The organism is Burkholderia humptydooensis (genome assembly GCF_001513745.1).
Lineage (GTDB): Bacteria > Pseudomonadota > Gammaproteobacteria > Burkholderiales > Burkholderiaceae > Burkholderia > Burkholderia humptydooensis.
The window spans coordinates 2,357,563-2,377,458 of the sequence record NZ_CP013382.1 but is presented as its reverse complement, the minus strand read 5'-3'; the positions used below and the strand labels follow the sequence as shown (position 1 = coordinate 2,377,458).

At 64.5% G+C, this 19,896-nt stretch carries 34 protein-coding genes; 8 read left to right on the top strand and 26 right to left on the bottom strand.

What is annotated here, in order from left to right; genetic code table 11:
* Position 1 precedes the first annotated feature (1 nt).
* From AQ610_RS29330 to AQ610_RS35335, 26 genes are all read right to left on the bottom strand, one after another.
* A complete protein-coding gene (locus tag AQ610_RS29330; protein WP_009916873.1) occupies positions 2-235 on the bottom strand; it encodes a hypothetical protein in 234 nt (77 codons plus the stop codon).
* Positions 228-1,727: a hypothetical protein gene (locus AQ610_RS37770; RefSeq protein ID WP_006027895.1), complete on the bottom strand. Its 1,500-nt coding sequence runs from the start codon at positions 1,725-1,727 to the stop codon at positions 228-230. The genes AQ610_RS29330 and AQ610_RS37770 overlap by 8 nt, the downstream gene beginning before the upstream one ends.
* An 18-nt stretch (positions 1,728-1,745) precedes the next feature.
* On the bottom strand, positions 1,746-3,509 hold the full coding sequence (locus AQ610_RS29320) for a DNA cytosine methyltransferase (protein ID WP_006027894.1): 1,764 nt from the start codon (positions 3,507-3,509) through the stop codon (positions 1,746-1,748).
* Positions 3,506-4,864, bottom strand: a complete 1,359-nt coding sequence (locus AQ610_RS29315; RefSeq protein ID WP_445222979.1) for an RNA-directed DNA polymerase — start codon at positions 4,862-4,864, stop codon at positions 3,506-3,508. The genes AQ610_RS29320 and AQ610_RS29315 overlap by 4 nt, the downstream gene beginning before the upstream one ends.
* Positions 4,839-5,213, bottom strand: a complete 375-nt coding sequence (locus tag AQ610_RS29310; RefSeq protein WP_009916876.1) for a four helix bundle protein — start codon at positions 5,211-5,213, stop codon at positions 4,839-4,841. Before AQ610_RS29310 ends, AQ610_RS29315 begins: the two co-directional genes overlap by 26 nt.
* A 14-nt stretch (positions 5,214-5,227) precedes the next feature.
* Positions 5,228-5,692 carry an Lcl C-terminal domain-containing protein gene (locus AQ610_RS29305; RefSeq protein WP_006027891.1) on the bottom strand — a complete coding sequence of 155 codons (465 nt, stop codon included), beginning with the start codon at positions 5,690-5,692 and terminating at the stop codon, positions 5,228-5,230.
* A 30-nt stretch (positions 5,693-5,722) separates the two neighbouring features.
* Entirely contained in the window at positions 5,723-6,085 is a 363-nt protein-coding gene (locus AQ610_RS29300; protein ID WP_006027890.1) for an Lcl C-terminal domain-containing protein, read from the bottom strand.
* An 89-nt stretch (positions 6,086-6,174) separates the two neighbouring features.
* Entirely contained in the window at positions 6,175-6,741 is a 567-nt protein-coding gene (locus tag AQ610_RS29295) for a 1-pyrroline-5-carboxylate dehydrogenase (RefSeq protein WP_231749018.1), read from the bottom strand.
* A 53-nt stretch (positions 6,742-6,794) separates the two neighbouring features.
* Positions 6,795-8,561 (bottom strand): AAA family ATPase, encoded by a 1,767-nt coding sequence (locus tag AQ610_RS29290; RefSeq protein WP_006027888.1) that lies wholly within the window; start codon positions 8,559-8,561, stop codon positions 6,795-6,797.
* Entirely contained in the window at positions 8,558-9,442 is an 885-nt protein-coding gene (locus tag AQ610_RS29285; protein ID WP_009916878.1) for a DNA translocase FtsK, read from the bottom strand. Before AQ610_RS29285 ends, AQ610_RS29290 begins: the two co-directional genes overlap by 4 nt.
* Positions 9,443-9,472: 30 nt before the next feature.
* Positions 9,473-10,753, bottom strand: a complete 1,281-nt coding sequence (locus AQ610_RS29280) for a hypothetical protein (RefSeq protein ID WP_009916879.1) — start codon at positions 10,751-10,753, stop codon at positions 9,473-9,475.
* A 15-nt stretch (positions 10,754-10,768) separates the two neighbouring features.
* Positions 10,769-11,578, bottom strand: coding sequence for a RecB family exonuclease (locus AQ610_RS29275; RefSeq protein WP_043282918.1), 810 nt, complete (start codon positions 11,576-11,578; stop codon positions 10,769-10,771).
* The gene (locus AQ610_RS29270; protein WP_006027884.1) at positions 11,575-11,871 is read right to left on the bottom strand and encodes a KTSC domain-containing protein; all 297 of its coding nucleotides are present in this window, start codon (positions 11,869-11,871) and stop codon (positions 11,575-11,577) included. Before AQ610_RS29270 ends, AQ610_RS29275 begins: the two co-directional genes overlap by 4 nt.
* A 132-nt stretch (positions 11,872-12,003) precedes the next feature.
* Entirely contained in the window at positions 12,004-12,147 is a 144-nt protein-coding gene (locus AQ610_RS37090) for a hypothetical protein (RefSeq protein WP_006027883.1), read from the bottom strand.
* Positions 12,144-12,311: a hypothetical protein gene (locus AQ610_RS29265; protein ID WP_009916881.1), complete on the bottom strand. Its 168-nt coding sequence runs from the start codon at positions 12,309-12,311 to the stop codon at positions 12,144-12,146. Before AQ610_RS29265 ends, AQ610_RS37090 begins: the two co-directional genes overlap by 4 nt.
* Entirely contained in the window at positions 12,308-12,664 is a 357-nt protein-coding gene (locus AQ610_RS29260; RefSeq protein WP_006027881.1) for a hypothetical protein, read from the bottom strand. Before AQ610_RS29260 ends, AQ610_RS29265 begins: the two co-directional genes overlap by 4 nt.
* Positions 12,661-12,843, bottom strand: coding sequence for a hypothetical protein (locus AQ610_RS29255; protein WP_006027880.1), 183 nt, complete (start codon positions 12,841-12,843; stop codon positions 12,661-12,663). The genes AQ610_RS29260 and AQ610_RS29255 overlap by 4 nt, the downstream gene beginning before the upstream one ends.
* Complete coding sequence (locus tag AQ610_RS29250) at positions 12,843-13,088, bottom strand: hypothetical protein (protein WP_009916882.1); 246 nt, start codon at positions 13,086-13,088, stop codon at positions 12,843-12,845. The genes AQ610_RS29255 and AQ610_RS29250 overlap by 1 nt, the downstream gene beginning before the upstream one ends.
* Position 13,089: 1 nt before the next feature.
* The gene (locus AQ610_RS29245; protein WP_006027878.1) at positions 13,090-13,296 is read right to left on the bottom strand and encodes a hypothetical protein; all 207 of its coding nucleotides are present in this window, start codon (positions 13,294-13,296) and stop codon (positions 13,090-13,092) included.
* The gene (locus AQ610_RS29240; protein ID WP_006027877.1) at positions 13,293-13,610 is read right to left on the bottom strand and encodes an XkdD/Y8K6 family phage-associated protein; all 318 of its coding nucleotides are present in this window, start codon (positions 13,608-13,610) and stop codon (positions 13,293-13,295) included. The genes AQ610_RS29245 and AQ610_RS29240 overlap by 4 nt, the downstream gene beginning before the upstream one ends.
* A 47-nt stretch (positions 13,611-13,657) precedes the next feature.
* The gene (locus AQ610_RS29235) at positions 13,658-13,870 is read right to left on the bottom strand and encodes a hypothetical protein (protein WP_009916883.1); all 213 of its coding nucleotides are present in this window, start codon (positions 13,868-13,870) and stop codon (positions 13,658-13,660) included.
* A 15-nt stretch (positions 13,871-13,885) separates the two neighbouring features.
* Positions 13,886-14,092 carry a hypothetical protein gene (locus AQ610_RS29230; RefSeq protein WP_006027875.1) on the bottom strand — a complete coding sequence of 69 codons (207 nt, stop codon included), beginning with the start codon at positions 14,090-14,092 and terminating at the stop codon, positions 13,886-13,888.
* A 28-nt stretch (positions 14,093-14,120) separates the two neighbouring features.
* On the bottom strand, positions 14,121-14,309 hold the full coding sequence (locus tag AQ610_RS36620; protein WP_009916885.1) for a hypothetical protein: 189 nt from the start codon (positions 14,307-14,309) through the stop codon (positions 14,121-14,123).
* A 29-nt stretch (positions 14,310-14,338) separates the two neighbouring features.
* On the bottom strand, positions 14,339-14,761 hold the full coding sequence (locus tag AQ610_RS29225) for a hypothetical protein (protein ID WP_009916886.1): 423 nt from the start codon (positions 14,759-14,761) through the stop codon (positions 14,339-14,341).
* Positions 14,762-14,794: 33 nt separating this feature from the next.
* Positions 14,795-15,175, bottom strand: coding sequence for an Lcl C-terminal domain-containing protein (locus AQ610_RS29220; protein ID WP_006027873.1), 381 nt, complete (start codon positions 15,173-15,175; stop codon positions 14,795-14,797).
* 840 nt (positions 15,176-16,015) lie between these two features.
* Positions 16,016-16,360 carry a helix-turn-helix transcriptional regulator gene (locus AQ610_RS35335; RefSeq protein ID WP_009916889.1) on the bottom strand — a complete coding sequence of 115 codons (345 nt, stop codon included), beginning with the start codon at positions 16,358-16,360 and terminating at the stop codon, positions 16,016-16,018.
* 84 nt (positions 16,361-16,444) lie between these two features.
* On the opposite strand from AQ610_RS35335, the gene AQ610_RS29210 reads away from it, so the two are divergent.
* The 8 genes from AQ610_RS29210 to AQ610_RS29180 all read left to right on the top strand — a co-directional run bounded on the left by AQ610_RS29210 (position 16,445) and on the right by AQ610_RS29180 (position 19,863).
* Positions 16,445-16,699, top strand: coding sequence for a transcriptional regulator (locus AQ610_RS29210; protein ID WP_009916890.1), 255 nt, complete (start codon positions 16,445-16,447; stop codon positions 16,697-16,699).
* On the top strand, positions 16,696-17,148 hold the full coding sequence (locus AQ610_RS36615) for a hypothetical protein (RefSeq protein ID WP_156436744.1): 453 nt from the start codon (positions 16,696-16,698) through the stop codon (positions 17,146-17,148). The genes AQ610_RS29210 and AQ610_RS36615 overlap by 4 nt, the downstream gene beginning before the upstream one ends.
* Before the next feature lie 308 nt (positions 17,149-17,456).
* Positions 17,457-17,831 (top strand): hypothetical protein, encoded by a 375-nt coding sequence (locus AQ610_RS29200; protein ID WP_009916891.1) that lies wholly within the window; start codon positions 17,457-17,459, stop codon positions 17,829-17,831.
* Entirely contained in the window at positions 17,828-18,049 is a 222-nt protein-coding gene (locus AQ610_RS29195) for a hypothetical protein (RefSeq protein ID WP_006027870.1), read from the top strand. Before AQ610_RS29200 ends, AQ610_RS29195 begins: the two co-directional genes overlap by 4 nt.
* Positions 18,050-18,102: 53 nt before the next feature.
* Positions 18,103-18,267: a hypothetical protein gene (locus AQ610_RS36610; RefSeq protein ID WP_006027869.1), complete on the top strand. Its 165-nt coding sequence runs from the start codon at positions 18,103-18,105 to the stop codon at positions 18,265-18,267.
* Complete coding sequence (locus AQ610_RS29190) at positions 18,264-18,533, top strand: hypothetical protein (protein WP_006027868.1); 270 nt, start codon at positions 18,264-18,266, stop codon at positions 18,531-18,533. Before AQ610_RS36610 ends, AQ610_RS29190 begins: the two co-directional genes overlap by 4 nt.
* The gene (locus AQ610_RS29185) at positions 18,530-19,390 is read left to right on the top strand and encodes a hypothetical protein (RefSeq protein WP_009916892.1); all 861 of its coding nucleotides are present in this window, start codon (positions 18,530-18,532) and stop codon (positions 19,388-19,390) included. The genes AQ610_RS29190 and AQ610_RS29185 overlap by 4 nt, the downstream gene beginning before the upstream one ends.
* On the top strand, positions 19,387-19,863 hold the full coding sequence (locus AQ610_RS29180; protein ID WP_006027866.1) for an XF1762 family protein: 477 nt from the start codon (positions 19,387-19,389) through the stop codon (positions 19,861-19,863). Before AQ610_RS29185 ends, AQ610_RS29180 begins: the two co-directional genes overlap by 4 nt.
* The last annotated feature ends 33 nt before the right edge of the window (positions 19,864-19,896 follow it).

Sequence of the window (19,896 nt, the reverse complement as noted above, 5' to 3'; positions counted from 1 at the left end):
CTTATGCACCATCGTTCTCCCAATACGACATGTCATCGTCGGCTGCGTCTTCAGGTGAATCTCGGTCGTCCATCCGGTTCTCCCAGCAAGCTAGCGCGAAGGCGTGAGCGGTCTTGCTATCGACGCCGCCGCGCTCTTCATAGCGCTTCGCGCAGCGGTCGATCCATTTCTCTTGCCGCTGCTCCGGAGGGATACGCAGGAATGCCAGCGACCACGAAATGAGGTCTTCAAGCATGGTCGGCTCCATTGAGAAGTGCGCGCAGTTCGCGGACGAGCTGATGTGCGTGTGCATCCCATTGCGATGCTGGGCCTGGTTCGCCGTCGTATCCATCTTGAGTGAGCGTGACAGCGGCATCTAGGCAGTTCATCGCGTTTTCGATTACGTTTCTCTGCTCGTCCGTCAGGCTTGCCACCTTCGCGGTGGGCGGGGCGGTGTAGAGTGGATAAGCATCCTTGCGGCCCTTTGCCTCGTCAGGTGACACCAGCCTTGAGCCGTTTGGCGTGAGGATTGCCCAGCAGTCCGGCTCGCGCGCCTCTGCCGGTGCGTCGGCCTGCGCGCGGTAAAGATCGACTTCGAGTCGGAGAACCTGAGCGGCCCGCACGACACGCTCGATAGCGTTGAGGTCGTCGTCGGCGTCAACGGGGTCATCTCCGATGATCGTTGCGTAGACGGTGGCCAGCGTTTCGGCCATGCGCTTTGCGACGTATGTGTCTTCGTCCCGAGCGTCGGCCTGCGCGGGTTGCGGGACGGCCAGCAGAGCGCGAAGTTCATTAGCGCAAGCTTGTGCGTTGTATCCACGCTCCAGTCTGCGAACGATTCCCCATAGGTTTTCCGTCACTGTCTCCGCAGCGGGCGATGCTGCCGCGCGGGCTTCTTCGGTCGGAATGAACACGGGTGCGCCGCTGTAACCTTCGGCGAACGTTTCCGGCATCGTCCCGTTGAGGCGGACATGAATGGGTTCGCCGTGTTGAAGCGTCGCGTAGCCGATACGTCGCAATCCAGTCGCCCGCTCGTCGGCCGGCGCTGCTGCCACCATAGCGGGGGAGCGGGATTCGATGAAACCGAGAGCGCGGCTGCGTCCATACTTGGGATCACATGGTTCTTCTGCGAAGTAATGCCCGAGTTCGGGCTCGTCGGGCCAGTCGATGAACCATGCGATCGGCTTCGCCCCTTCCGCACCTGTCTCATTGGCAGAGGTGGCGCGATCTCCTATGCGAAACATCATGTCTTCGAGTTCGTTGAATTTGGTGCACCATTCCTTCGCGCGCGCCTTCCAGATTTCGACTTGTCGGCGCTCGCCGGACAACTGTGTTTCGAGCATGCGGATACGTTCTTCGATCGGCGCTGCTGCGGGCTGCGAAGATGGGGTGCCTGAACACGCTTCGTCGAGACGACCGGTGTAATACCAACGGAATGCGTCCGCTGAATCGGGATGGCAATACTCTCCTCCAAATTCCTCGCGGGATAGGTCAAAACCCGCCGCGTTCGCCTGACGCTCGAAATCTCCGCGCCAATCTGCATGCTGTTCAGCCTGCGCCGTGAGCGGTGCGGGCTGCTCGATAGGGGACGCAGTGGTATTGCCATAAACGATCACAGGGCCAAGACGATGCCAGGCCGGATCGTCTCGCGTGAATGCGGCGTCTTCTGCGGTAGATGCGACTGCATAGCCCCCGTCATCGTGTTCATAAAGAAGTGCATCAGCGCGGCTCTGTTGGTGGTCGTTCATGGTGGTGTTCTCTGTGGGTCAGGCCGCGGCGTGCGCGAGCTGTTGTTCATGGGCGAAGTTCGCGCGGATCAGTGCGGTCGCGACGTCGGGAGCCACACTGTTGCCGATCATGCGGACCTGTGCGGACTTCGAGAGCGGCTTGCCATTGACGATCGGATCGAGTACGTAGCTGTCGGGGAACCCCTGCGCGCGCGCGAGTTCGCGCGGCGTCAGCATGCGCATGCCGATGTCGACGATCGCGTAGTCCTCGCCGTGGATCGTGACAAGGCCGAACCGGTCGTGTGTCGGCACGGTTCGCATCGGATCTCGCAGATCAGCGCCGTCCTTGTCGTTGCCGTAATAGGCGACGAGGAACGCGCGCACCTCGGCGTGATGAGTGCCGCCGGCGCTGATCGTGTGCAGCGGTTCATCGACGCGCGAGCCGTCGCGGCAGGTGCCGCGCAGCTTGACCAGATGAGAGACGGCTACTGCCGTGTCTGCCTTCGCCGTGATCGTCGCTGTCGGCTCACCGGCGTCGCGCGGCCGCGATTGGGCGGCACGGCCGCCGCATCCGACGAGCTGCGCAGTTACCAGATGGTGATGGTCCTGCGTCGTGATCGTGCTGATCGGAGCGCCGGCCGCCGCGCCAGGGGACTCGTGGCCGCCGTAGTGTTTCGCGAGGAAGGCTGACACGAGCGCGTGCTTTGCGCTGCCCGCGACAACCGTGCCGAGCGGCTTGTCGAGGCCGGGAACGCGCGGCGACTGGCCGGCTCGTTCGCCGTAGCCGGTTTGCACGAGTGTCGGTACGACGAGGCCGAATCGCGGTGCGCCAGCCATCACGGTATGGAATGGCTCATCAAGCATCTGTCCTGTGCTGTTCTGCGAGAACTTGACGATGAATGGATCGGCGCTGTTCACGACGAATTTCATGATGCCGCGTGCGATGCGGCGCAGCGTGGCATCTTTCAGAGGCCGCTCGCGCTCGAAGATCGACGGACACGGAATTGACCAGTCGATGCAGTCTGCCGCGGTGCGCCACGGTTGCAGCGCGCCGGCACGCACTGCCGCGCTTTTTGGATCGCCGTGCGTCGGCGCCGGCCAGACGATTGGCAGATGGTCGCGTCGGCCAACTACAAAGAGGCGCTTCCGGATCGTCGGTGCGCCGTAGTCGCACGCGCGCAGCATGCGGTATTCGACGTCGTATCCCAAGCCCGCGGCCAAGCGATCGGCTTCTGGCCCATCGAGCGGTATTCCGAGCACTTCGCAGGCTTCGGTCAGCGCCGGGTGATCGCGACGGACACCCGTGGTCAGCATGTCGATGAACGCCTCGAACGTTTCACCCTTCTTCGCCGGGTCGGGAATCCACTTTCCGGGACTGATCTCGATCAGGTCGGCCCACGTCACGAATTCCTCGACATTCTCGAGCATGAATGCTCGCGGGGACGTCTTCAGGCACCAGCGCAGCGCGATCCACGCGAGCCCGCGGATCTTCTTCGATACCGGCTTGCCGCCCTTCGCCTTCGAGAAGTGCTTGCAGTCTGGTGAAAGCCAAACGAGGCCGACGGGCTGGTTCCCCGTGATGGCGACAGGATCGACGTCGAACACGCTTTCGCAGTAGTGCGCCGTCTGCGGATGGTTCGCCGCGTGCATCGCGAGTGCTTCGCGATCGTGGTTGATCGCGACGTCGACGGGGCGGCCAAACGCGCGCTCAAGGCCAGTGCTCGCGCCGCCGCCGCCAGCGAAGTTGTCAATGATCAGTTCACTACCGAGATCAAGAGGTAACGTCATCAGGTCGCGCTTCATGCGTTCGAACTCCGATAGGTTTTTGTGAGCGCGCCATCGACGGCTTTGCCGCGTGAGCGCACGACGTTCGCGAGCTGCGCGCGGTCATAATGACTGGCCGACGCCTGCCGCATCAGCCCGAAATAGGAATTCGCCATCGGCATGAGATCCTCGCTCGGCGTCGCCGCGACACGTCGGTATGCCTCGTTGCGTGTGCGCTTCCGCGTTTCACGGCGCCATGGTTTGATTACCTGACCGACGAAGTCGACGCCGCGGTCTACCGGCTGCAAAATCGTCTTTCGCTGATTGATCCGCACGCCGAGGCGTTCCGGAAGGAATGTCGTCACGTCGGCGAGAATTTCATTCAGGCGCGCCGGTGAATCGTGCAGGAACACGAAATCGTCGACATATCGGATGTAATGCCGCGCGCCGAGAATATGCTTCGCGCGCTGGTCAAGCACGTCGAGGTATACGTTCGCGAAGAACTGGCTCGACAGGTTTCCGATCGGCAGTCCGAGGTTCTCGGCTTGTTCCATCAGGCGCTTATGCGGTGGCACGAGTTGCATCATCACCGGATCGCCGTGGTATTCGAAGTCGTCCCGCGGATCGTGCATCAGCACGCGCTCGGTCAGCGCGCGCCAGAACGGCTCGGAGATCTTCGCGAGCAGCAGGTCGAGCAGGATGCACTTGTCGATGCTGACGAAGAAGTTCGCGAGATCGCACTTTAGATAGAACGCGCGTATCGACCAGTTCTGCGTGATCGATCGCACCTTCGATTCCAGACGTTCGGCGGCATACAGCGTGCCGCGTCCCTTGATGCATGCGCACGAGTCGGCGATGAACGAACGCTCGAAGCGCGGGCCGATCCGGTTGTAAAGCAGGTGATGCACGATGCGATCGCGAAACGCTGCCGCCCAGACTTCGCGCGGCTTCGGTCGCGTGATGACGAAGCACTTCGAGCGGCCCGGCGTGTAGCTGCCGTCGGCCAGCTCGTCGTACAGTCGGCGCAGGTTCCGTTCGAGCCGCATCTCGAACGCGAGCGCCGCATTGCTGTTTCGCTTCGTTCGCCGACAATTGAGATACGCTTCGACCAGTTCGGCGAACGATAACGGCCCTCGATCTGCGGACGGCGCGGGCGCGCAACTCGTTGTTCTGGTGGTTGTTGTTCTGGTTGCCGTTGTTGAAGTTCTGGTACCACGCCCAGCCGGAGGTATCGTGCAATCTACGTCGCCCAGCCGATTGCTCAGTCGGGAAACTGCGCTGGACCTTTCCGCACGCCGGCGGTCAGTTTCCTCATTGCGCATGGCGGTGGCCTTGTGAGCCAGCGGCACGACCAGATTGAGAGATCGCTCAGTCATGGCGGCCTTGACCTCCACGATGCGGGCGATACGCGGCGTTCTTCCAACCGTTGGCCTGCTTCCCGATGCTCGTCGTTTTCTCGACTGCGCCGGCGTAGCCGTCGCGCGAGATGAGTCTCTTGTCCATGCTGAGCCGAAGGAGGAGTTCGATCACCTGTAGGCGTTCGAGCAGCTCTGTCAGATGCGACGACTTGTCCGACGCAACGTTCGCGCGGAACACCAAAACCATGATCTCGATGCACTCCGCGCTGATCTTCTCGCCAATGGAGCGCTTGAAGTCGCGGGGCATGTTCTTGACCAGGTTGGTCACGTCATCGAGAAGCCCGTAGGCCGCTCGATAGATCGGGAGTTGTGTGTGCAGGGCCACGGTGGATTAAATGGTCAAATTACTGAAGGAATGAATCTGCGGACGGCGCGGGCGCGCAACTCGTTGCCCTGGTGGTGGGTGCTCTGGGTGCCGCTGGTGAAGTCCTGGAACCACGCCCAGCCGGAGTTTTCCGCGTGCCGCTCGGCTGACCAGTAGGCCCGTTCCTCGAACTCGCCCTTCAAGTTCGCGAACAGCAGCGACTGCTCACGGCGCGTCGGAAGTTCGCCCCCGCGTTCGGCGGCCCACGCCTTCGCCGCTTCCCAGTCCAGATCTTCGGCTTCGCCCGGCAGGAGAATCAGGTAGTGGCTCAGCGAGCCGTCCTCGAGCAGAATCTGCCCGGCGATGCGCTCGCCGGCCGCGAGCGGGACCGTGACGGCGTCGACGTGATACTCGGTCGCTCGCGGCTGCTTCTTGAACTCGTCGATCAACGCGCCGATGCGCGCATGATCTGCCTCGATTTGTTCGAGAGTGATCGTCATTGCATGCTCCGATTGTGAATGGATGAAGGATTAAATCGACAATCTGCGGACGGCGCGGGCGCGCAACTCGGTGACCTGGTGGCGGTCGTGCTGGTTGCCGTTGCCGAAGTGCTGGTACCACGCCCAGCCGGCATAATCCGGATCGTCGTCCGGCGTGTTCGACCAATACGCAGCCTTCTCGAACAGGTCACGGTGCTGTTCGTAAGCGATCACGAGTTCGGCGCGCGTCGGCAAATCACCTCCGATGCTCTTGGCCCAGTCCATCTGTTCCTGCCAGGTGCCGCGATCGTTATCGCCGGGCAGCAGGACCGTGTGTGTGACGTCGCCGTTCTTGTCGACAAAGCCACCGAGGTAGATCTCGCCGTCGGCGAGCGTGGGAAGCTGGATCTGCATGGTTTCTCCGGAAAAGAGAAGGGCGCCGATCGGCGCCCTTCGAATGCCGCGCGGACCGAGGTAAGCCGCGCGGGATAGGCTCTGTCGAATCAGCGGGGCATCCACTGCGTGCCGCGCACAATCCGGCCGACCGGTTCGAGCACGAGCACCTCGGATTCCTGTTCGCTGCGCACGAGTGCGCTACCTCGTTGCTGCGCCTTCTCGAGTGACGTATGGCGCTTCGGCTTGCATTTGCGGCCGACCGTCACAAACAGCGGCGCACGTGCGCCGACCGGACCGAGCGTCAGCTCGTCGATACGCGCCTCGAGCGTCGCGGCGTTTGTGCGCCAGGTGTCGGCCTTCAGCTGCGCGGCGTCGCGCTCGGCGGTGAGGCGCTCGACGTCGGCGCGCAGGTCCGCGATGATCCGCGCGACGTCAATGACGCTGCAATTCGGGTCCACCGAGTTCTCGACGAGGCCGACCGATACGAGCGTCGGCGCTGTGGCGGGCGGCGGCGTGTCGCTGGCCGGCGCGGCGCAGTCCGCCGCGCGCGCGAGCCAGTACACGTACTCGTTACCGCCGCCGGCCCGCTTCTCGCGTTCGACCAGCGCCTCGCCGAGCATCCGGTTAAGCTCCTTCGTCACGTCGAGCTGCGGGAGCCCGGTTCCGGTCGCCACGGCCTTCGCCGTGGCTTCCGACGTCGCGGCGAGATATTTCTCGATGTCCTCTCTCACGCTGCCTCCCGTATTGCATGTTGCGCGGCCGGCGCGACCTGACCGCCCTCGACCCAGAAAGCCTCGATGGCCTCCGGCAGGCCACCGGGCGGCGTTTTCAGGCTCATGAACACGAGCGCCGTGTCGATCTGACCGGCGTAGGCCAGATCGTCGAGCCAGTAGAGCAGTCGATCGCGCTCCGGGCCGACCAGGACGTCGGCGCGATCGAGCACGAGCAGCTTCAGGCCTGAGAAGTGGCTGATCGCTGCGGCGATGTGTGCGTCGACGCGCCAGCGTTCCGATTCGGACAGCAGGGCGTACGCGCGCCCGTCGGCGAAGATCTCCATCTCCGACGTGATCGTCACGTCGGCCCATTCGGACATCTCGGCGAGCGCGACGAGGCGCTCGTTCATCGGCGTCAGCGCTTCGCTGAGCAGGTCGGCCGGGATTCCGTTCGGCGTGAGCGCGTCGGCGATCGCCTCGTACGCCGCGACGTCTTCGTGCAGTGCCGCAGCCTGCTTTGCCAGATCGACAGCGCTGGCGGCGCGCCGTTCGATTTCGCGAAGCGTAGCGATGTCGATGTCGAGCTGCTTTCGGCGGCGTTGGAGGTCGGCCAGTTCGGAACGCGCGGCGTCGCCGCTCTCGCGTGCGGCGGCCGCGCCGCTGTCCTCCACGTCGTCTTCGAGTGCCCGCAGCTGCGTCGCGGCCGCGTCCGCCGCTTCGACGTCGCGTTTGCGATTCGCGGCCGCGTTTTGCAGCGTTTTCAGACCCTGCTCGTACTCAGGCAGCTTTGCGGCCGCGTCAGCGTCGCGTGCGCCGGCTGCGGCCGCCGCAGACAGGACGCCGTTGAGGTAGCGCAGGAGCGCGCCGCATTCCGGGCACGTACATTCGGTGCCGGCCGGCGCCGCACCGGCGCGGACACGAAGCGCTTCGACCTTGGGCAGGAATTCGGCTACCTGCTCGTCGGCGAGCTGCGCGAGCTCGACCGCCTTTGCGTAACCGGCGGCGCGGGTGCGCAGGTCGGCGATTTTCGACGCGCGCGCACGTGCCGCGGTGTCCGCCGCGTCGGCCGCGCCGATCTGCTGCTGCAGTTCGCCGATCCGGTCGTCGAGCGCCGCACGATCGCCCGTGAGCTTCCGCAATGCTGCTTCGTCGAACTCGACCGGCGCCGGGCGCCAGGTGGCTGCCTTCTGGCTGCCGTACGTCTCGCCGGTTGCGTTGCGCCACGACTGCTTCGCGCCGCGCGCGCGGTCGGCCGCTTCCTTCTGCGCCGCTTCAAAGCCGGCTCGCAACATCGGTGTGATGGCTGCTAGCCGCGCGGCGGTGGGGGCGGGCACCGCATCGCCACGGACCCCGAGCTTTTCCAGCAGCCGGCTGCGCATTTCGTCGACGCCGATCTTCACGCCCATCAGGTCGTACAGGAACGCCCGGCGCTCGGTCGCGCCGAGGTGAGCGAACCGCTGCGCGTCGAGCACCAGCGGCAAGCGCGGATCCTCGACGAACTCGCGCTTGAGCTTTCCCGACGGCAGCGTGACGCTATTCGCTTGCTCGCCGCACGCGACCACGATCTGGCCGCCGTCAGCCCCCTCGGTGACGAGCGAGCCGTATTCCTTCTTCAGCGCGACGCGCACGGTGTCGCCGGTGAGCGCCATACGCACCGCTTCCTGCAGGCTGCTCTTGCCGGCGCCGTTCGGGCCGGTGAAGAGGGCGACAGGCTTCGCGAGCCGGATATCCGCCGTGCGGATGCCGAGCACGTTCGCCACGTAGATGTCGGTGATTTTCACGCTGCTTCTCCTTGCGGTCCGCGCGGCCGCAGCACCGTGCGGCCGCCGTCCGAATCCATCGCACTGACGACGCCTTTCGTTTCGAGCAGCTCGACCAGGCGCGCGGCGCGGTTGTAGCCGATCTTGAACTGGCGCTGCACGCTCGAGATCATGACCTTCTGCTGTTCGATCACGAACGCTTCGACTTGGGTGTACAGCGGATCCTCGTCGCCGGCGGCGGCTTGCTGCTCGTGCCACTCCTTCCAGCCCTTCACCCATGCGATGCAGAGCTCGCCGGCCATCACGGGGCATTCGCTTTCCGGCTTCCCTTCGGCGGCCGCCTGCCGGCCGGCTTGATGCTGCTCGTCGAGCTGCGCCTGGGTCGGGCCATCGCCGAGCTTCGGCACCTCTCGGAACTCCGCGTCGACAACGTCGTCGCCGTCGGGGCGCTGGCCGTCCATGCCGTCGCCGTCATCGTCGGTATATTCGCGGCCGAGGTCGAGGCCGCGCTGATCCGATTCGCCACGGACCTCGTCCATGCCGCCGGTGTGCGCGGCAGCGTTCGCGACGACGAGCAGTACGGCTTTGCCTTGCGCGTCATACAGGTCATGGAGATTCGGCGCGGCGCTGCTGAATTCCACCGCCGCTTTGACGCCGTCCTTGATCGTGATCTGCACGAGGTCGCCTTGGACAACGACACGGCCATCGCTCGCGATCAGGTGCGTCGCCATCTTGACGTTGTGCTCGACGCGCGCACGCAGCCGGTCGATGACGTCGTTCTGCTTGTTCTGGGACAGCTTGACCCAGAGGTCCGGCAACAGCTTGATCTCGGTAACGAGCGCGGACAGCAGGTCTTTGCCGATCGTCTCGGCAGTCATATGGAGGACGTTCTTGTCGGTCATGTCGAAATCCTTGGCGGCGGGAGGCGCGCGTTAGTCAGCGTTGATCGGGTTGCGCGGGCGGCGGCCGGCCGGCGCGGTCGTCTGGGCAGTCGCCTTGCCGGCGGCCGATTGTTCAGCCGCGGCGGTGATGGCGCGCATGCGTGCCGAGGCGAGGGCGTTCAGTTCGGCCTTGGCGGTTTCGTCCGGCACACCGCTGATCGCGCTACGGGCGAGGTCGAGGTCTTCGGGCGTCTTGGCGGACTCGATGTCCTCGCGGATGCCGCGGACAAGGCCGGCGGCATCGAAATCGAAACCGCCTTGCGGTGCGTTGTCGGCGTCGCCTGGTGCGTCGTCAGTCGCCTGCGCTCCGACTTGACCTGCGCCGTCACCTTCGGGAGACGACTCATCTGCCGGCGCGGAAGGGCCTGCCACCGTGGTGCGCTGCACCTCTTCAGCGGGCTGAGCGGGGCCCGCTCGCAGGGTGTCCAGCGTCGTGGTCTGCACGGTGAACGAGCCGTCGGGGTAGACGTCCACGATGTCGGCTTCTTCCTCCGACGTGCGACCCATGCCCATGACGATGTCGGGCGCGTGGATGTTGCCGAAGAAGCTGCCGGCGCGGTACTGGAACATCAGCGTGCGCAGGCCGGTTTGCCACTTCGATCCCGCCTTCCCGTACCAGCCTTCCTCGACGACCATTCGCATGCTGACCGGCGCCGATTCGATCACGGGCATGCCGATGTCCCGGTAGAGGTCGAGCATGCGGCCCGCGTACTTGCGAACCTGCTCGGGTGCGAGGCGCGGTTCCGGTGTGCCCCGCGGGAGCGCCCAAGCGATGCACTCGATGTCATCGACCTCGACCTCGCGCTCCTCGAAGATCGGCTTTCGAGCCTGCTGATTCCAGCCGGTCTTTTCCTTGTACTTCGCCGTGATCTTGCCGCGGCTGATCATCTGGAAGCGCAGCGGCGTGAAGCGGCCCGATGCGTTGATGGCGGCGATCACGAACTTGCCCGACCACCGCAGCTTGCCCTCGATCATGTCGGCGTTCTGCATCACGGCGGTGATCGACATGCGAACGGCGCGCGCGACCTCGATCGCGACGAGACAGTTGCCGATGGCAGACGGGTTTTCGACCCAGTGCTCTTCGATTCCAGCCTTTTTCAGGTTGTGCGAGCGAAACTGCGCGGGAACGGCATCGCTGCTTGCATATGCCTTTGCGATACGGTTCGCGAGCGAAAAGCCTCGCTCGGTGAACATGTCGACTGCCTGGTCGGGTGTCAGGGAAGGGACGCCGCCGGCGCTCTTGACGTCTTTCAATTGAACGGGGGTGCTCATGTCGATGAACTCTCGTTATTCGTGGAATTGACAGGTGCCGTAGCGCGGGCAGTACTTCTTGTCGCACAACAGCGATTTCGGATTGGGGTAGAAGCGACCTGAGCGGAACATGTCGGCCGCAAACTGGATCAGTCCGGGCGTTTCCTCGGTGCCGACCATCACGCGCTTCGCATTCGCGATCGGCGCGGTCGCGACCTCGGGCGTGCCTTTCGTTTTCAGGCCGATGATCTCGGCGGTATCGGCGATCTGCTCACCGGTCGTGTGCTCGTACAGCAGTTCGTACGTGCCGATCTGCGGACCGTGCCCCTTTGTGACGGCGACGCCCTGGGCGACAGCCTTCGAGCCGCTCTTCAGGTCGGCGATGCCCGGACCAAGTGCCGTGCGGCGGACGCGGGCGCGGTCCATAGTGCCGGTGAGGCGGATCACGATCCCGCCGCCACAGTCGATGTCGAGCGGTTTCGTCTCCATCTCGACCGCGACGAAGTCGTACCGCGGCGTGATCTCGAGGCAGTACTTCGTCGTGAGCGAGATGCCGATCCGCTCGGCTTCCTTCAGGTTGAGATCGTCGCTCGCGGGGTTGTACTCGTTCGATGGGTCATACAGCTTGTCGATGAACGCCCCGGCTGCATCGTCGACAGTCAGGCCAGATCCGTCGAGCACGCTCTGGTCATAGGTGGCCGTGCCTGCGTGGATCGCGGTGCCGAGCGCGGCACGCAGGCCGACGACGTTGCGCATCTTCAAGAGGTGGATGGCTTCCCATCGATAAGCGCATTCGAACAGTGCGCCCCAACTCGACGCGCGCACGGTGTAGACAGACGGGGTCATGCTGCACCCGCGGTTTCAGCTTCGGCGTCCGCGGCCGGCGTCGGCATCTTCTCGACGAACACGTACGGGAAGCGCTCGGGAAACGGCTTGATGTGCTTGTAGAAATGCGAGCCCAGCGAGTCGGCCGCCTTGAGCGCGTCGAAGTTCGCCTGCGTGAAGTTCGAGTAGTGGTACAGCGACGTCGGCTCGCCGGCGCGACCCTTGAAGCGGATCGCGAGCGTTTCGGATTCGGCGTCGTAGCCGATGCTGTGGATCTGCGACGACTCGATGGGTTGTGTGTCGATGGTTTTCATCTCGAGGTGCTCCTGGGATGACGATGGTGGGACGCGAATGGCGAGCGAGCGCGTGGCGCTGCAGCGTCGGAATTAGATGTGTGCGGCGGAGGCGGCGCCCTCGTTGGACGCGGGTGCGGCACAGGAGACGAGCTACAGAATTCCCCAGTGCTTCGTGAGGCTGTCGGCGGCGACAGCGAGAAGCGCGACCGCAACGAGGATCGCGACGACGAGCGCGCGTGCGGCGCTCGGGTGCCGGCGTTCGATGCGTTCGGCGTGGTCAGTGAAGCGGCTCATGCAGACCTCGCGACGATTGGGGCGACAGCCGAGCCGTCGGCGCTCAGGTGCGCCAGCACGAGCGTGCAGACTGCAGCGATCGCGAGCGCCGCAAGGTACCCGGCTATGGGATTCCATTCGTGAATCCGGTCGAGCAGCGCGCCGAGATAGTCGAAGGGCGTCATCGCGTTCTCCTGCGTCGTTTGCCGTGCCATTCGGGCTTGATCGGCCATTCGGTCGGATACGTCACCGCGGCGCGGATCGCGTCCCAACTTGCCTTCGTGTTCGGTACGCCGTCTCCCGCGAGGTCGAAGAACCCGGCCGGGATCGACGTCGCCAGTTGGTCGACCGCGCTCACCGGTACCGCGATGTGGTCGCCGGTGTTGTAGTAGTCGAGGTGCGATTCAATCCGCTGCCGGTCGTACATGCCGGCGCGCGGCAGCACGGGCGTGTAGCCGCAGTCATCCGGGCGCCAAAGCGTGATGTAGTGGTGGTCGCGGATCGTGTGGCAGACTGCGATGACGTAGAAGTCGCTCATCCGAGGCTCCGGAGATAAGGCCCGGCGAGGTGCGCGCCGAACCAGAGCGCGCCGACCGCGGCGCCGTAGGCCGCAGCCCAGACGGCGCCCTCGATCACGTAGCGCATGCGCGGGCCGCGCGCGGCGGCGCGCAGCAGTGCGTTGTCGGCTGCCGACCGGTGGAGGGAGAGGGCATGCATCAATGACCCCTTCGCAGGTTTCGCTCGGCGTACGTCGCGACGTTGTACTTCGTCCGGTCGAGGATCTGCTGGGCGATCGTCTCGCTGCCGACCATTGCGATGCCGAGCGCCGCCTTGCTGATCAACATCTCGATCACGTTTGCGAGTGCCTGAGGGTTGCCGTATGCGCCGCAGTTGCGCACGTAATCGGCGATCAGCTTTTCGGCGAGATCGCCACATTGGGCGGGGGACTTGAGGGATGACATATCAGGCCTCCTTCCAGCAGGACTCGTCTTCGTCCTGGTTGCGTGGATTACCCGGATGGGTGCAGAAGCTGCACGGCGGGCTGATGAAACACGAGCAACCGCGATCGCGGTAGTCGGCGTCGAATTCGTCGCGATCGGCCTGAGCATCTTCGATCAGCACGCGTTCGTCGCCGTCGAAGGTGCCTTGCGTTTGCTTCCGCGCGCTCATCGATCCACCCCCGCGACGGTGATGTGCCGCACGGGCTCCGGCGCGCTGTGACCGGCCTTTGCGAGTGCGGCGTCGACGATTGCGCGGATCCCCGACGTGAGCACAGTCTTTGAGGCGACGAGGCGCAGTGCCGTCACGAGATCGGGCGACGCAGCGCACAGCTTCGCGTTCGCCTTCGATGCGTCGCTGGTGCCGAGCACCACGCAGATGCGAATGTCTTCGCCGAGCACGACGATGCAGTTCCCGTCGTAGTCGAGGTAGTCGCCGGGCTCGCATGCTTCCCACGGTCCTTGCGTGTGGATGGTCTGTCCCATGTGGTCTCTCGGTGTGGTGTGATTGCCCGCAGGGCGGGCGCGGTTGGTCAGGCGTCGTCGCGCGCGGCCGGATTTTCGAATCGCAGCGTGCGTTCGAACTTGTCGCGGAACTGCGTTTCGTCGAGCCCGTTCAGTTCGCAATGCGCCGCGACGAGCAGGTCGTACGTGTGCGTCATCGGGCAGATGTAGTACGCGACACGCGGATCGTCTTTCAACTTGCGCATCATTGCGGTGATTGCCGCCTTGGCTTTTTCGCTCATGTCTGGCTCCGGTGGTTATGCCTGCGCTACTTCGTCAGGAGTTTCTTCGCGCACCTTGAACGCTCGACCCATCCGGCTCCAGGGCGCAACAGCGCGCTCGGCGTCCTCGCGCAATTCATAGCGTTTGGCGTGGCAGATGTACGGGCTACCCGCGCCGACTTCGTACAGGCCGTTGAAGTAGAACGGGCGACCTGCAAAATTGATTTCGTGGGCGATAAACATGTCGTTCTCCTGTAGCGGGCGCGGTTGGTCAGGCGGTTGCGCGCGCAGCCAGCCAAATTGCCGCCGCGTCATCAGTCCGCGCCCGGGAAATGTCGTCGCTGTCCAGTAGTGCGGCTTTGCTGACACGCCAGCCGAATGCCTCGCAGATGGATGCGATGGCGGCTTTGTATTCCTCGCTATCGCGGTTCATCTGCTCGGGGGCGCGGGCTGCATTCATCGTCGTTCTCCTGTAGCGGGAGGGGTCGGTCAGTCGGCTTGCACGACGCGCAGCGCGCGTGCGCGGTGATCGGCGAAGCTGCTCACGCCCGCGTTGCCCGGGCCGATCTCGTCGCCGCACACAGAGCGGTGCCTGTGCGAAGCGTGGCCAGCGGCGCCGAGGTCGGCTGCAGCGATGCGCCGCTTGATCTCCGCATCGAGGACGTCTTTGCAGGTGTTCCAGACCTCGTGTACATCCTCGATGCGGCCGCGGCGCAGCGCAGCGTCTAGCACGGCGATCTGCTCGGTCGAGAACGGCAACACGTCGAACGTGACGCCGTCGGCGATCGCTTCGTTGCGCTCGTCGCGCGCCTGCGCCGCATCGTCGGCTGCCGCTTGCTGGCGATCGGGAGCTGCATCCTTCCGTGCCGGGAGGGTGCGGACGTTTCCACCAGCGGAATTGTTCAGATGCATCGCACCCCCCATGCAGTCGAAATGGCTGAAGGGTTAAATCGACAATCTGCGGACGGCGCGGGCGCGCAACTCGAGGCTCTGGTGGTAGCCGTCCTGGAGGCCGTTGGTGAAGTACTGGTACCACGCCCAGCCGGAGTAGCTGGGATCGGTATCGGGCTCGTTCGACCAGTAGGCATCGGGCTCGAACTGATCGCGGTGATTCGCCAGCAAGAACAGGTGCTCGATCCGAGTCGGAAGATCGCCGCCGATCGACTTCGCCCAGTCCATCTGGGCTTGCCAGCTGGCGTCGTCGTTGTCTCCCGGAAGCAGGATGACGTGATGCAGTTGGCCAGCCGTATTGGCGACCACGCCGACATAGATCTCGCCCTCGGCGAGCTCGGGAACGGTTGCAGCCGCGATACTGATCGTGCTCATGGAGACTCCATATATGAAGAACTACTAAGTAAATTTTGGCGTGAGACGTTGCGGATTGCTTGCTGCAGCAGCTCTCATCGGTGACGCCTCGAGAGAACGAACCGCCACCGATCAGAACTGCGTCACTCGCGCGCCCGGCTACTCCCGGCCGTGCCGGCTCCGGGCCGCGCGAGGTTTGCGCCGATTACCAAGCCATCGGTCACGTGTTGCTGGCTGTCTTGTGTCAGGTCCGTTCAAGCCTGCATGCGGTAGCCGAACATCGGCCTAGCGCGCTGCGCCTGTCCTGACTCACGACGCAGATCGCGTCGGCCGGTTGCTCCGCGTGTGCGGTCCCGGCATACCTTCGGTTGTTAGAGAGCGATCCGCCTGGGGCGGTGGCGCGGCGACGGTGCCGCGTTGAAGTGAATTATAACCAAGGTTATCACCATGTCAACAACCAAAGTTATTGAGAGGGGTGAAAATTTGTAACAGCCAGATCCGGGGGCGGATTGTTAAGCGTCTACTGACGGCAGTTGAAAGACTTCCGAAACTAGGGCTACACTACTGTACATATATACAGTTGTGTGGCGAACCAAAGACGAGGGCGGCCAGTGGAAGAAGAATCGAAGACGCGCCTGCGCTGCAGGCCCGGGAACTTGGCGAAGGTGGTGGCGAGCAGGAACCCTGCGCTGATCGGCACGATTGTGGCGATTCAGCGGATGCGGGCTGATGGCAGGTGGGATGTGCTGCTCGAAAAGCCCGCGTTCGGATTCACGGGCCGGATGAAGCGGCCAGTCTTAACGCGGGAGTTTTCGTTCTGGGATGCGTCGCTGGAGCCGCTTCCTGATGAGGCGCGGCGAATCAGTCGCCAAACGGCCTGTCTTCGTCCTGAACAGGCGAGGAATGCGGAGTTGACTGGGCTAGCAGCCCACTGATGTACGCCTCGACTTTGGCTCGGCCGATCTCGTCGAGCCGATCGTAGCCAGGAGGTCTCGGTTGAGCCTCATCGCCGAATTCGAGCCACTCCAGGGTAGTTTGAAGTGCCCGCGCGAGTGCGAACCCGTTCGTGGTTGTGGTGCTGCCGCCTCTTTCAACCTTGGCGATCGCCGGCTGCGATACGCCGACAAGTTCCGCGACGTGCTTCTGGGATAAGCCCAGTGCCTCGCGACGTTCCTTTGCCCGGCGCCCGAATTCAGGATTTTCCATAGCGGGCATCCTATAACCTTGGTTGTAAGCCGGCAAATAACCAAAGTTCTTGCGAATAAATAACTTTGGTTATAGTATTGCGGCATGAAACCGACCAATTGCTCCGCCCCGGCGCTGCTACGCGCGATCGAGAAAGCTGGCTCCCAGTCGGCGCTGGCTCGCCTGATCGGCAAGAAGCAGCCGCATATCCACAAATGGCTGCACTCGCCCAACGCGATGCGTCCCGAGAACTGCGTTCTCGTCGGGGCAGCCGTCGGCATCCCTTACCGCGACTTCCGGCCATACGACTGGAAGCTAATCTGGCCTGAGCCCGCCGAGCCGGCGAAGGAGAGGGCGTGAAGAAAACCCGCAAATTCCGACCGGTTCGCGCCGAGCAGAAGCCGTCGGTGCGTTGGCTCTCGCGTCCGAGCGTCGAGCGCGAGCTATGGCGGCGTTTTGCTGAGCAGGCAGCAGCGGACGTGCAGGTAGTGCGCGAGCAGCCGTGTCCCGAAGAGGAGAGACGGTATGCGATCAACGACACCGGGAAACCGGTCGAGTTTCGTTCGGGCGCGAAACCGGAAGGATTCGCCGTTACGAAAGACCTCGAGATCGTCAGTTTGTCTGCATCGATGACCGGGCGCCGATTGGTCGCTGTTGTGCTGTTCGGCCCGGACGATTTGCCAACGGCCGAGTCGATTATTCGGTCCCGGATTGCTCCGAACAAAGACGATCGAGCGCTTCGTGATTGTCTCCAAGCCGCCGTACGTAGATGTCGGGAGAGTCGCCGGTCACAGGATGAACAACCTTGACGACTTCGAACATGGTTGCCGCATCCGGTCCGTCCGGTAATTCGATCCAGTCGCCAGCCCTCGGAAGCACGACGAAGCTGTACTCGCCGATCGCCGTCCCGCCTGGTGCAGTGATAACCATGATTTCGAGTTTTGTGTCCACGCGAACCCCGTGATGTGGTGGTTGAAGAGGTCAGAGGCTTCGATTTTCGCATAGCGGCGGTTCGCATCTTTTGTAGTCGGCCAGGTGTTGTCCTGGCCATTATTTCGCCCCGGCGCCAACTGGGTAAGCAAGTGGGTATTCAACTGGGTAACGATTGAATTTTCGAATGAACCAGACCGAATTCAGGATGTTCGCGCCGTGGGTACAGGCCGCGACGCTGCCCGAGGCGGAGATCGAGGCGATGACGTTCGAAGAATGTCTCGCGCGCGCTCTCGATCTCGGCCTTCGCCGGTTCGACCGGAAGACGCTCGCGCGCAATTGCGACATCCACTATCCGCACTTCGCGGACCTCGTCGCCGGCCGCCGGCCGTTCCCCGCAACGAAGCTGCACCTGTTCTGCATGTTCACCGGCTGCGACTACCCGCGGCAGTGGCTTGCCATACAGGAGCGCAAGGCGATCGAGGAATATCGTCGACTCAGCCAGCAGGCAATCGGCGAGTTCGTCCAGCAGGCTTTCAGCCAGCGGCAGGCGGCGGCATGACGTTGACGCTCAGCAACCGCGACGTCGGCAAGCACTTCGCCCGCAAGCTTGGGCGCCCCATGACGTACCTCGGCCTCGTCGAGGAAAAGCACCTTTTCATCTTCCGCGAGCCCCCACAGGACTATCTCGCGTTCCGTCCGGACCAGCTCTGGATGCTCGAACGCGTGCGTCCCGAGGCGGCGCCGATCGACGACATAAGGGAGGGCTGCGAGTGCTGACCCTATTCGAACGCGCGGCGTTCCGCGCTGGCTGGCGCGCAGCCCGCGCCGGTGTGCCATTCCACGAAAACCCGCTGCGCGGTCCGCTCGCGGGCTTCGCGCAGCAGTGGGGGCGTGGCTGGGCGGCGGCGAACGACTGCCCACGGCCGTACAGCTTCTACGACTGGGAGTTGGGCATCTGCGCGACGCCGGCTGAGCCGTATCGGGCGGCAGCATGAGCACGCCGACCACCTGGAATCCTCGATTCCTTGCCTACGCGCAGTCGCGGGGCCTGACGCCCGAGCAGGTTCGTGAGGCAGACCGCGTCGCGTTTCCCGGCGGTCGTTTCGCCGGCTTCATTTGTTGGAACAGCGCGCGGGTCCGCGAATTCGTCGCCGAGACGGGGGCCGACCGGAGCGACGTGACGAGCTTCGGTGTCTACGACGCATGGCTGGCCGCGCGCTTCGGCGCCGCGCAGCTCGAACTGCCGCTGGAGGTCGCATGAACTGGGCCCACGACACCCTGCAGGACGACCTGGCCTCTTACGTGCGCGAGCGCACGCAACGCATCGTCTGGACGAACATGCAGCTCGGTCCGGCCGGCTCGCCGCGGCCAGACGTGTACGCGGTGCCGCTCAGCTTCTCGCGCTTCACGCCGCTCGCGTACGAGGTCAAGGTGTCCGTCGCCGACTTCCGCCGCGACGTCGCGGCCGGGAAGTGGCAGAGCTACTTGCGATACGCGTCCGGCGTGACGTTTGCGGTGCCGGCCGGCCTGATCGGCAAGGCCGACGTGCCGGACGGCTGCGGCCTGCTCGCGCGGGCCGACGACGGCTGGCGCACGCTGAAGGCGCCGACACTGCGGCCGATCGACAGCCTGCCGCGCGACGCGTGGATCAAGCTGTTGATCGATGGCATGGAGCGGGAGCGCGAGCGCGTCTCCGCGCATCGGCGCGCCGAGTATGCCGTGACGCTGGAGGTCGAGCGGCGTGTGGGTGCCGATGTCGCGAAGCTGATCCGCGACCGTGATCTCGCGCGGGTGCGGTACGAGCGCGCGACCAGAAATCTGGAGACGGCCGCCGCCGACGCCGATCGGGAGTATCGCGAACACATGCAGCACGCGCGCGAGCGCGCCGAGCGCGACGCTGCGCGGCTCGACGAAGCGCGCAGCGAGCTCGCTGCGGCACTCGGCCTTATGCCGGCCGCGTCGGTGAGCGAAATCATCAGGGCCGCGCGCGACGCCGCGGACCGCCTGTCCGAATCGCGGGAGATCGCGCGCTTGTCGCGCACGATCGACAGCGTGTCCCGCGCGCTTGAGCTCGCGCGCGCCGAGGTGCCAGCGATCGCGGGGAGGACTGCAGCGTGAGCCTGATCATTGCCCCGATCTCGCTCGACGAGGCGAACGCTTTCGTCGCCACTCACCATCGACATCATCGGCCCGTCGCCGGGCACAAGTTCAGCATTGCCGTCGTCGATCCGCTTTCACTCGATTCCATCGTGGCGCAGGACCCGCAGGTCTGCGGCGTCGCCATCGTCGGCCGACCGGTAGCCCGCGGAAACGACGACGGCCTGACGCTCGAGGTGACGCGCTGCTGCACCGATGGCACACGGAACGCCTGCTCGGCGCTGTACGGCGCGGCGTGGCGCGCGGCCCGCGCGCTCGGCTATCTGCGCCTGATCACCTACACGCTGGCCGGCGAGGGCGGCGCGAGCCTGCGCGGCGCCGGCTGGCGACTCGTCGGCGCGCGCGGCGGCGGCAACTGGAACACGCCCGCGCGGCCGCGCATCGACACCGCGGCGCACCTGCGCGGGCAAAAGAATCTGTGGGAAGCACGATGAACGACCTCCCGAATCCTCTCACCGTAGCTCGGG

What these genes read in the sequence shown, in the direction of transcription:
- AQ610_RS37090 (WP_006027883.1), bottom strand. Translation starts at nt 12,147, where the DNA reads ATGAGCCGCTTCACTGACCACGCCGAACGCATCGAACGCCGGCACCCG.
- AQ610_RS29285 (WP_009916878.1), bottom strand. Translation starts at nt 9,442, where the DNA reads ATGACCGACAAGAACGTCCTCCATATGACTGCCGAGACGATCGGCAAA.
- AQ610_RS29245 (WP_006027878.1), bottom strand. Translation starts at nt 13,296, where the DNA reads ATGAGCGCGCGGAAGCAAACGCAAGGCACCTTCGACGGCGACGAACGC.
- AQ610_RS29320 (WP_006027894.1), bottom strand. Translation starts at nt 3,509, where the DNA reads ATGAAGCGCGACCTGATGACGTTACCTCTTGATCTCGGTAGTGAACTG.
- AQ610_RS36620 (WP_009916885.1), bottom strand. Translation starts at nt 14,309, where the DNA reads ATGAATGCAGCCCGCGCCCCCGAGCAGATGAACCGCGATAGCGAGGAA.
- AQ610_RS29200 (WP_009916891.1), top strand. Translation starts at nt 17,457, where the DNA reads ATGAACCAGACCGAATTCAGGATGTTCGCGCCGTGGGTACAGGCCGCG.
- AQ610_RS37770 (WP_006027895.1), bottom strand. Translation starts at nt 1,727, where the DNA reads ATGAACGACCACCAACAGAGCCGCGCTGATGCACTTCTTTATGAACAC.
- AQ610_RS35335 (WP_009916889.1), bottom strand. Translation starts at nt 16,360, where the DNA reads ATGGAAAATCCTGAATTCGGGCGCCGGGCAAAGGAACGTCGCGAGGCA.
- AQ610_RS29240 (WP_006027877.1), bottom strand. Translation starts at nt 13,610, where the DNA reads ATGGGACAGACCATCCACACGCAAGGACCGTGGGAAGCATGCGAGCCC.
- AQ610_RS29185 (WP_009916892.1), top strand. Translation starts at nt 18,530, where the DNA reads ATGAACTGGGCCCACGACACCCTGCAGGACGACCTGGCCTCTTACGTG.
- AQ610_RS29305 (WP_006027891.1), bottom strand. Translation starts at nt 5,692, where the DNA reads ATGACGATCACTCTCGAACAAATCGAGGCAGATCATGCGCGCATCGGC.
- AQ610_RS29265 (WP_009916881.1), bottom strand. Translation starts at nt 12,311, where the DNA reads ATGACGCCCTTCGACTATCTCGGCGCGCTGCTCGACCGGATTCACGAA.
- AQ610_RS29255 (WP_006027880.1), bottom strand. Translation starts at nt 12,843, where the DNA reads ATGCATGCCCTCTCCCTCCACCGGTCGGCAGCCGACAACGCACTGCTG.
- AQ610_RS29210 (WP_009916890.1), top strand. Translation starts at nt 16,445, where the DNA reads ATGAAACCGACCAATTGCTCCGCCCCGGCGCTGCTACGCGCGATCGAG.
- AQ610_RS29260 (WP_006027881.1), bottom strand. Translation starts at nt 12,664, where the DNA reads ATGAGCGACTTCTACGTCATCGCAGTCTGCCACACGATCCGCGACCAC.
- AQ610_RS29230 (WP_006027875.1), bottom strand. Translation starts at nt 14,092, where the DNA reads ATGTTTATCGCCCACGAAATCAATTTTGCAGGTCGCCCGTTCTACTTC.
- AQ610_RS29235 (WP_009916883.1), bottom strand. Translation starts at nt 13,870, where the DNA reads ATGAGCGAAAAAGCCAAGGCGGCAATCACCGCAATGATGCGCAAGTTG.
- AQ610_RS29330 (WP_009916873.1), bottom strand. Translation starts at nt 235, where the DNA reads ATGCTTGAAGACCTCATTTCGTGGTCGCTGGCATTCCTGCGTATCCCT.
- AQ610_RS29270 (WP_006027884.1), bottom strand. Translation starts at nt 11,871, where the DNA reads ATGAAAACCATCGACACACAACCCATCGAGTCGTCGCAGATCCACAGC.
- AQ610_RS29275 (WP_043282918.1), bottom strand. Translation starts at nt 11,578, where the DNA reads ATGACCCCGTCTGTCTACACCGTGCGCGCGTCGAGTTGGGGCGCACTG.
- AQ610_RS29225 (WP_009916886.1), bottom strand. Translation starts at nt 14,761, where the DNA reads ATGCATCTGAACAATTCCGCTGGTGGAAACGTCCGCACCCTCCCGGCA.
- AQ610_RS29220 (WP_006027873.1), bottom strand. Translation starts at nt 15,175, where the DNA reads ATGAGCACGATCAGTATCGCGGCTGCAACCGTTCCCGAGCTCGCCGAG.
- AQ610_RS29300 (WP_006027890.1), bottom strand. Translation starts at nt 6,085, where the DNA reads ATGCAGATCCAGCTTCCCACGCTCGCCGACGGCGAGATCTACCTCGGT.
- AQ610_RS29195 (WP_006027870.1), top strand. Translation starts at nt 17,828, where the DNA reads ATGACGTTGACGCTCAGCAACCGCGACGTCGGCAAGCACTTCGCCCGC.
- AQ610_RS29250 (WP_009916882.1), bottom strand. Translation starts at nt 13,088, where the DNA reads ATGTCATCCCTCAAGTCCCCCGCCCAATGTGGCGATCTCGCCGAAAAG.
- AQ610_RS29280 (WP_009916879.1), bottom strand. Translation starts at nt 10,753, where the DNA reads ATGAGCACCCCCGTTCAATTGAAAGACGTCAAGAGCGCCGGCGGCGTC.
- AQ610_RS29190 (WP_006027868.1), top strand. Translation starts at nt 18,264, where the DNA reads ATGAGCACGCCGACCACCTGGAATCCTCGATTCCTTGCCTACGCGCAG.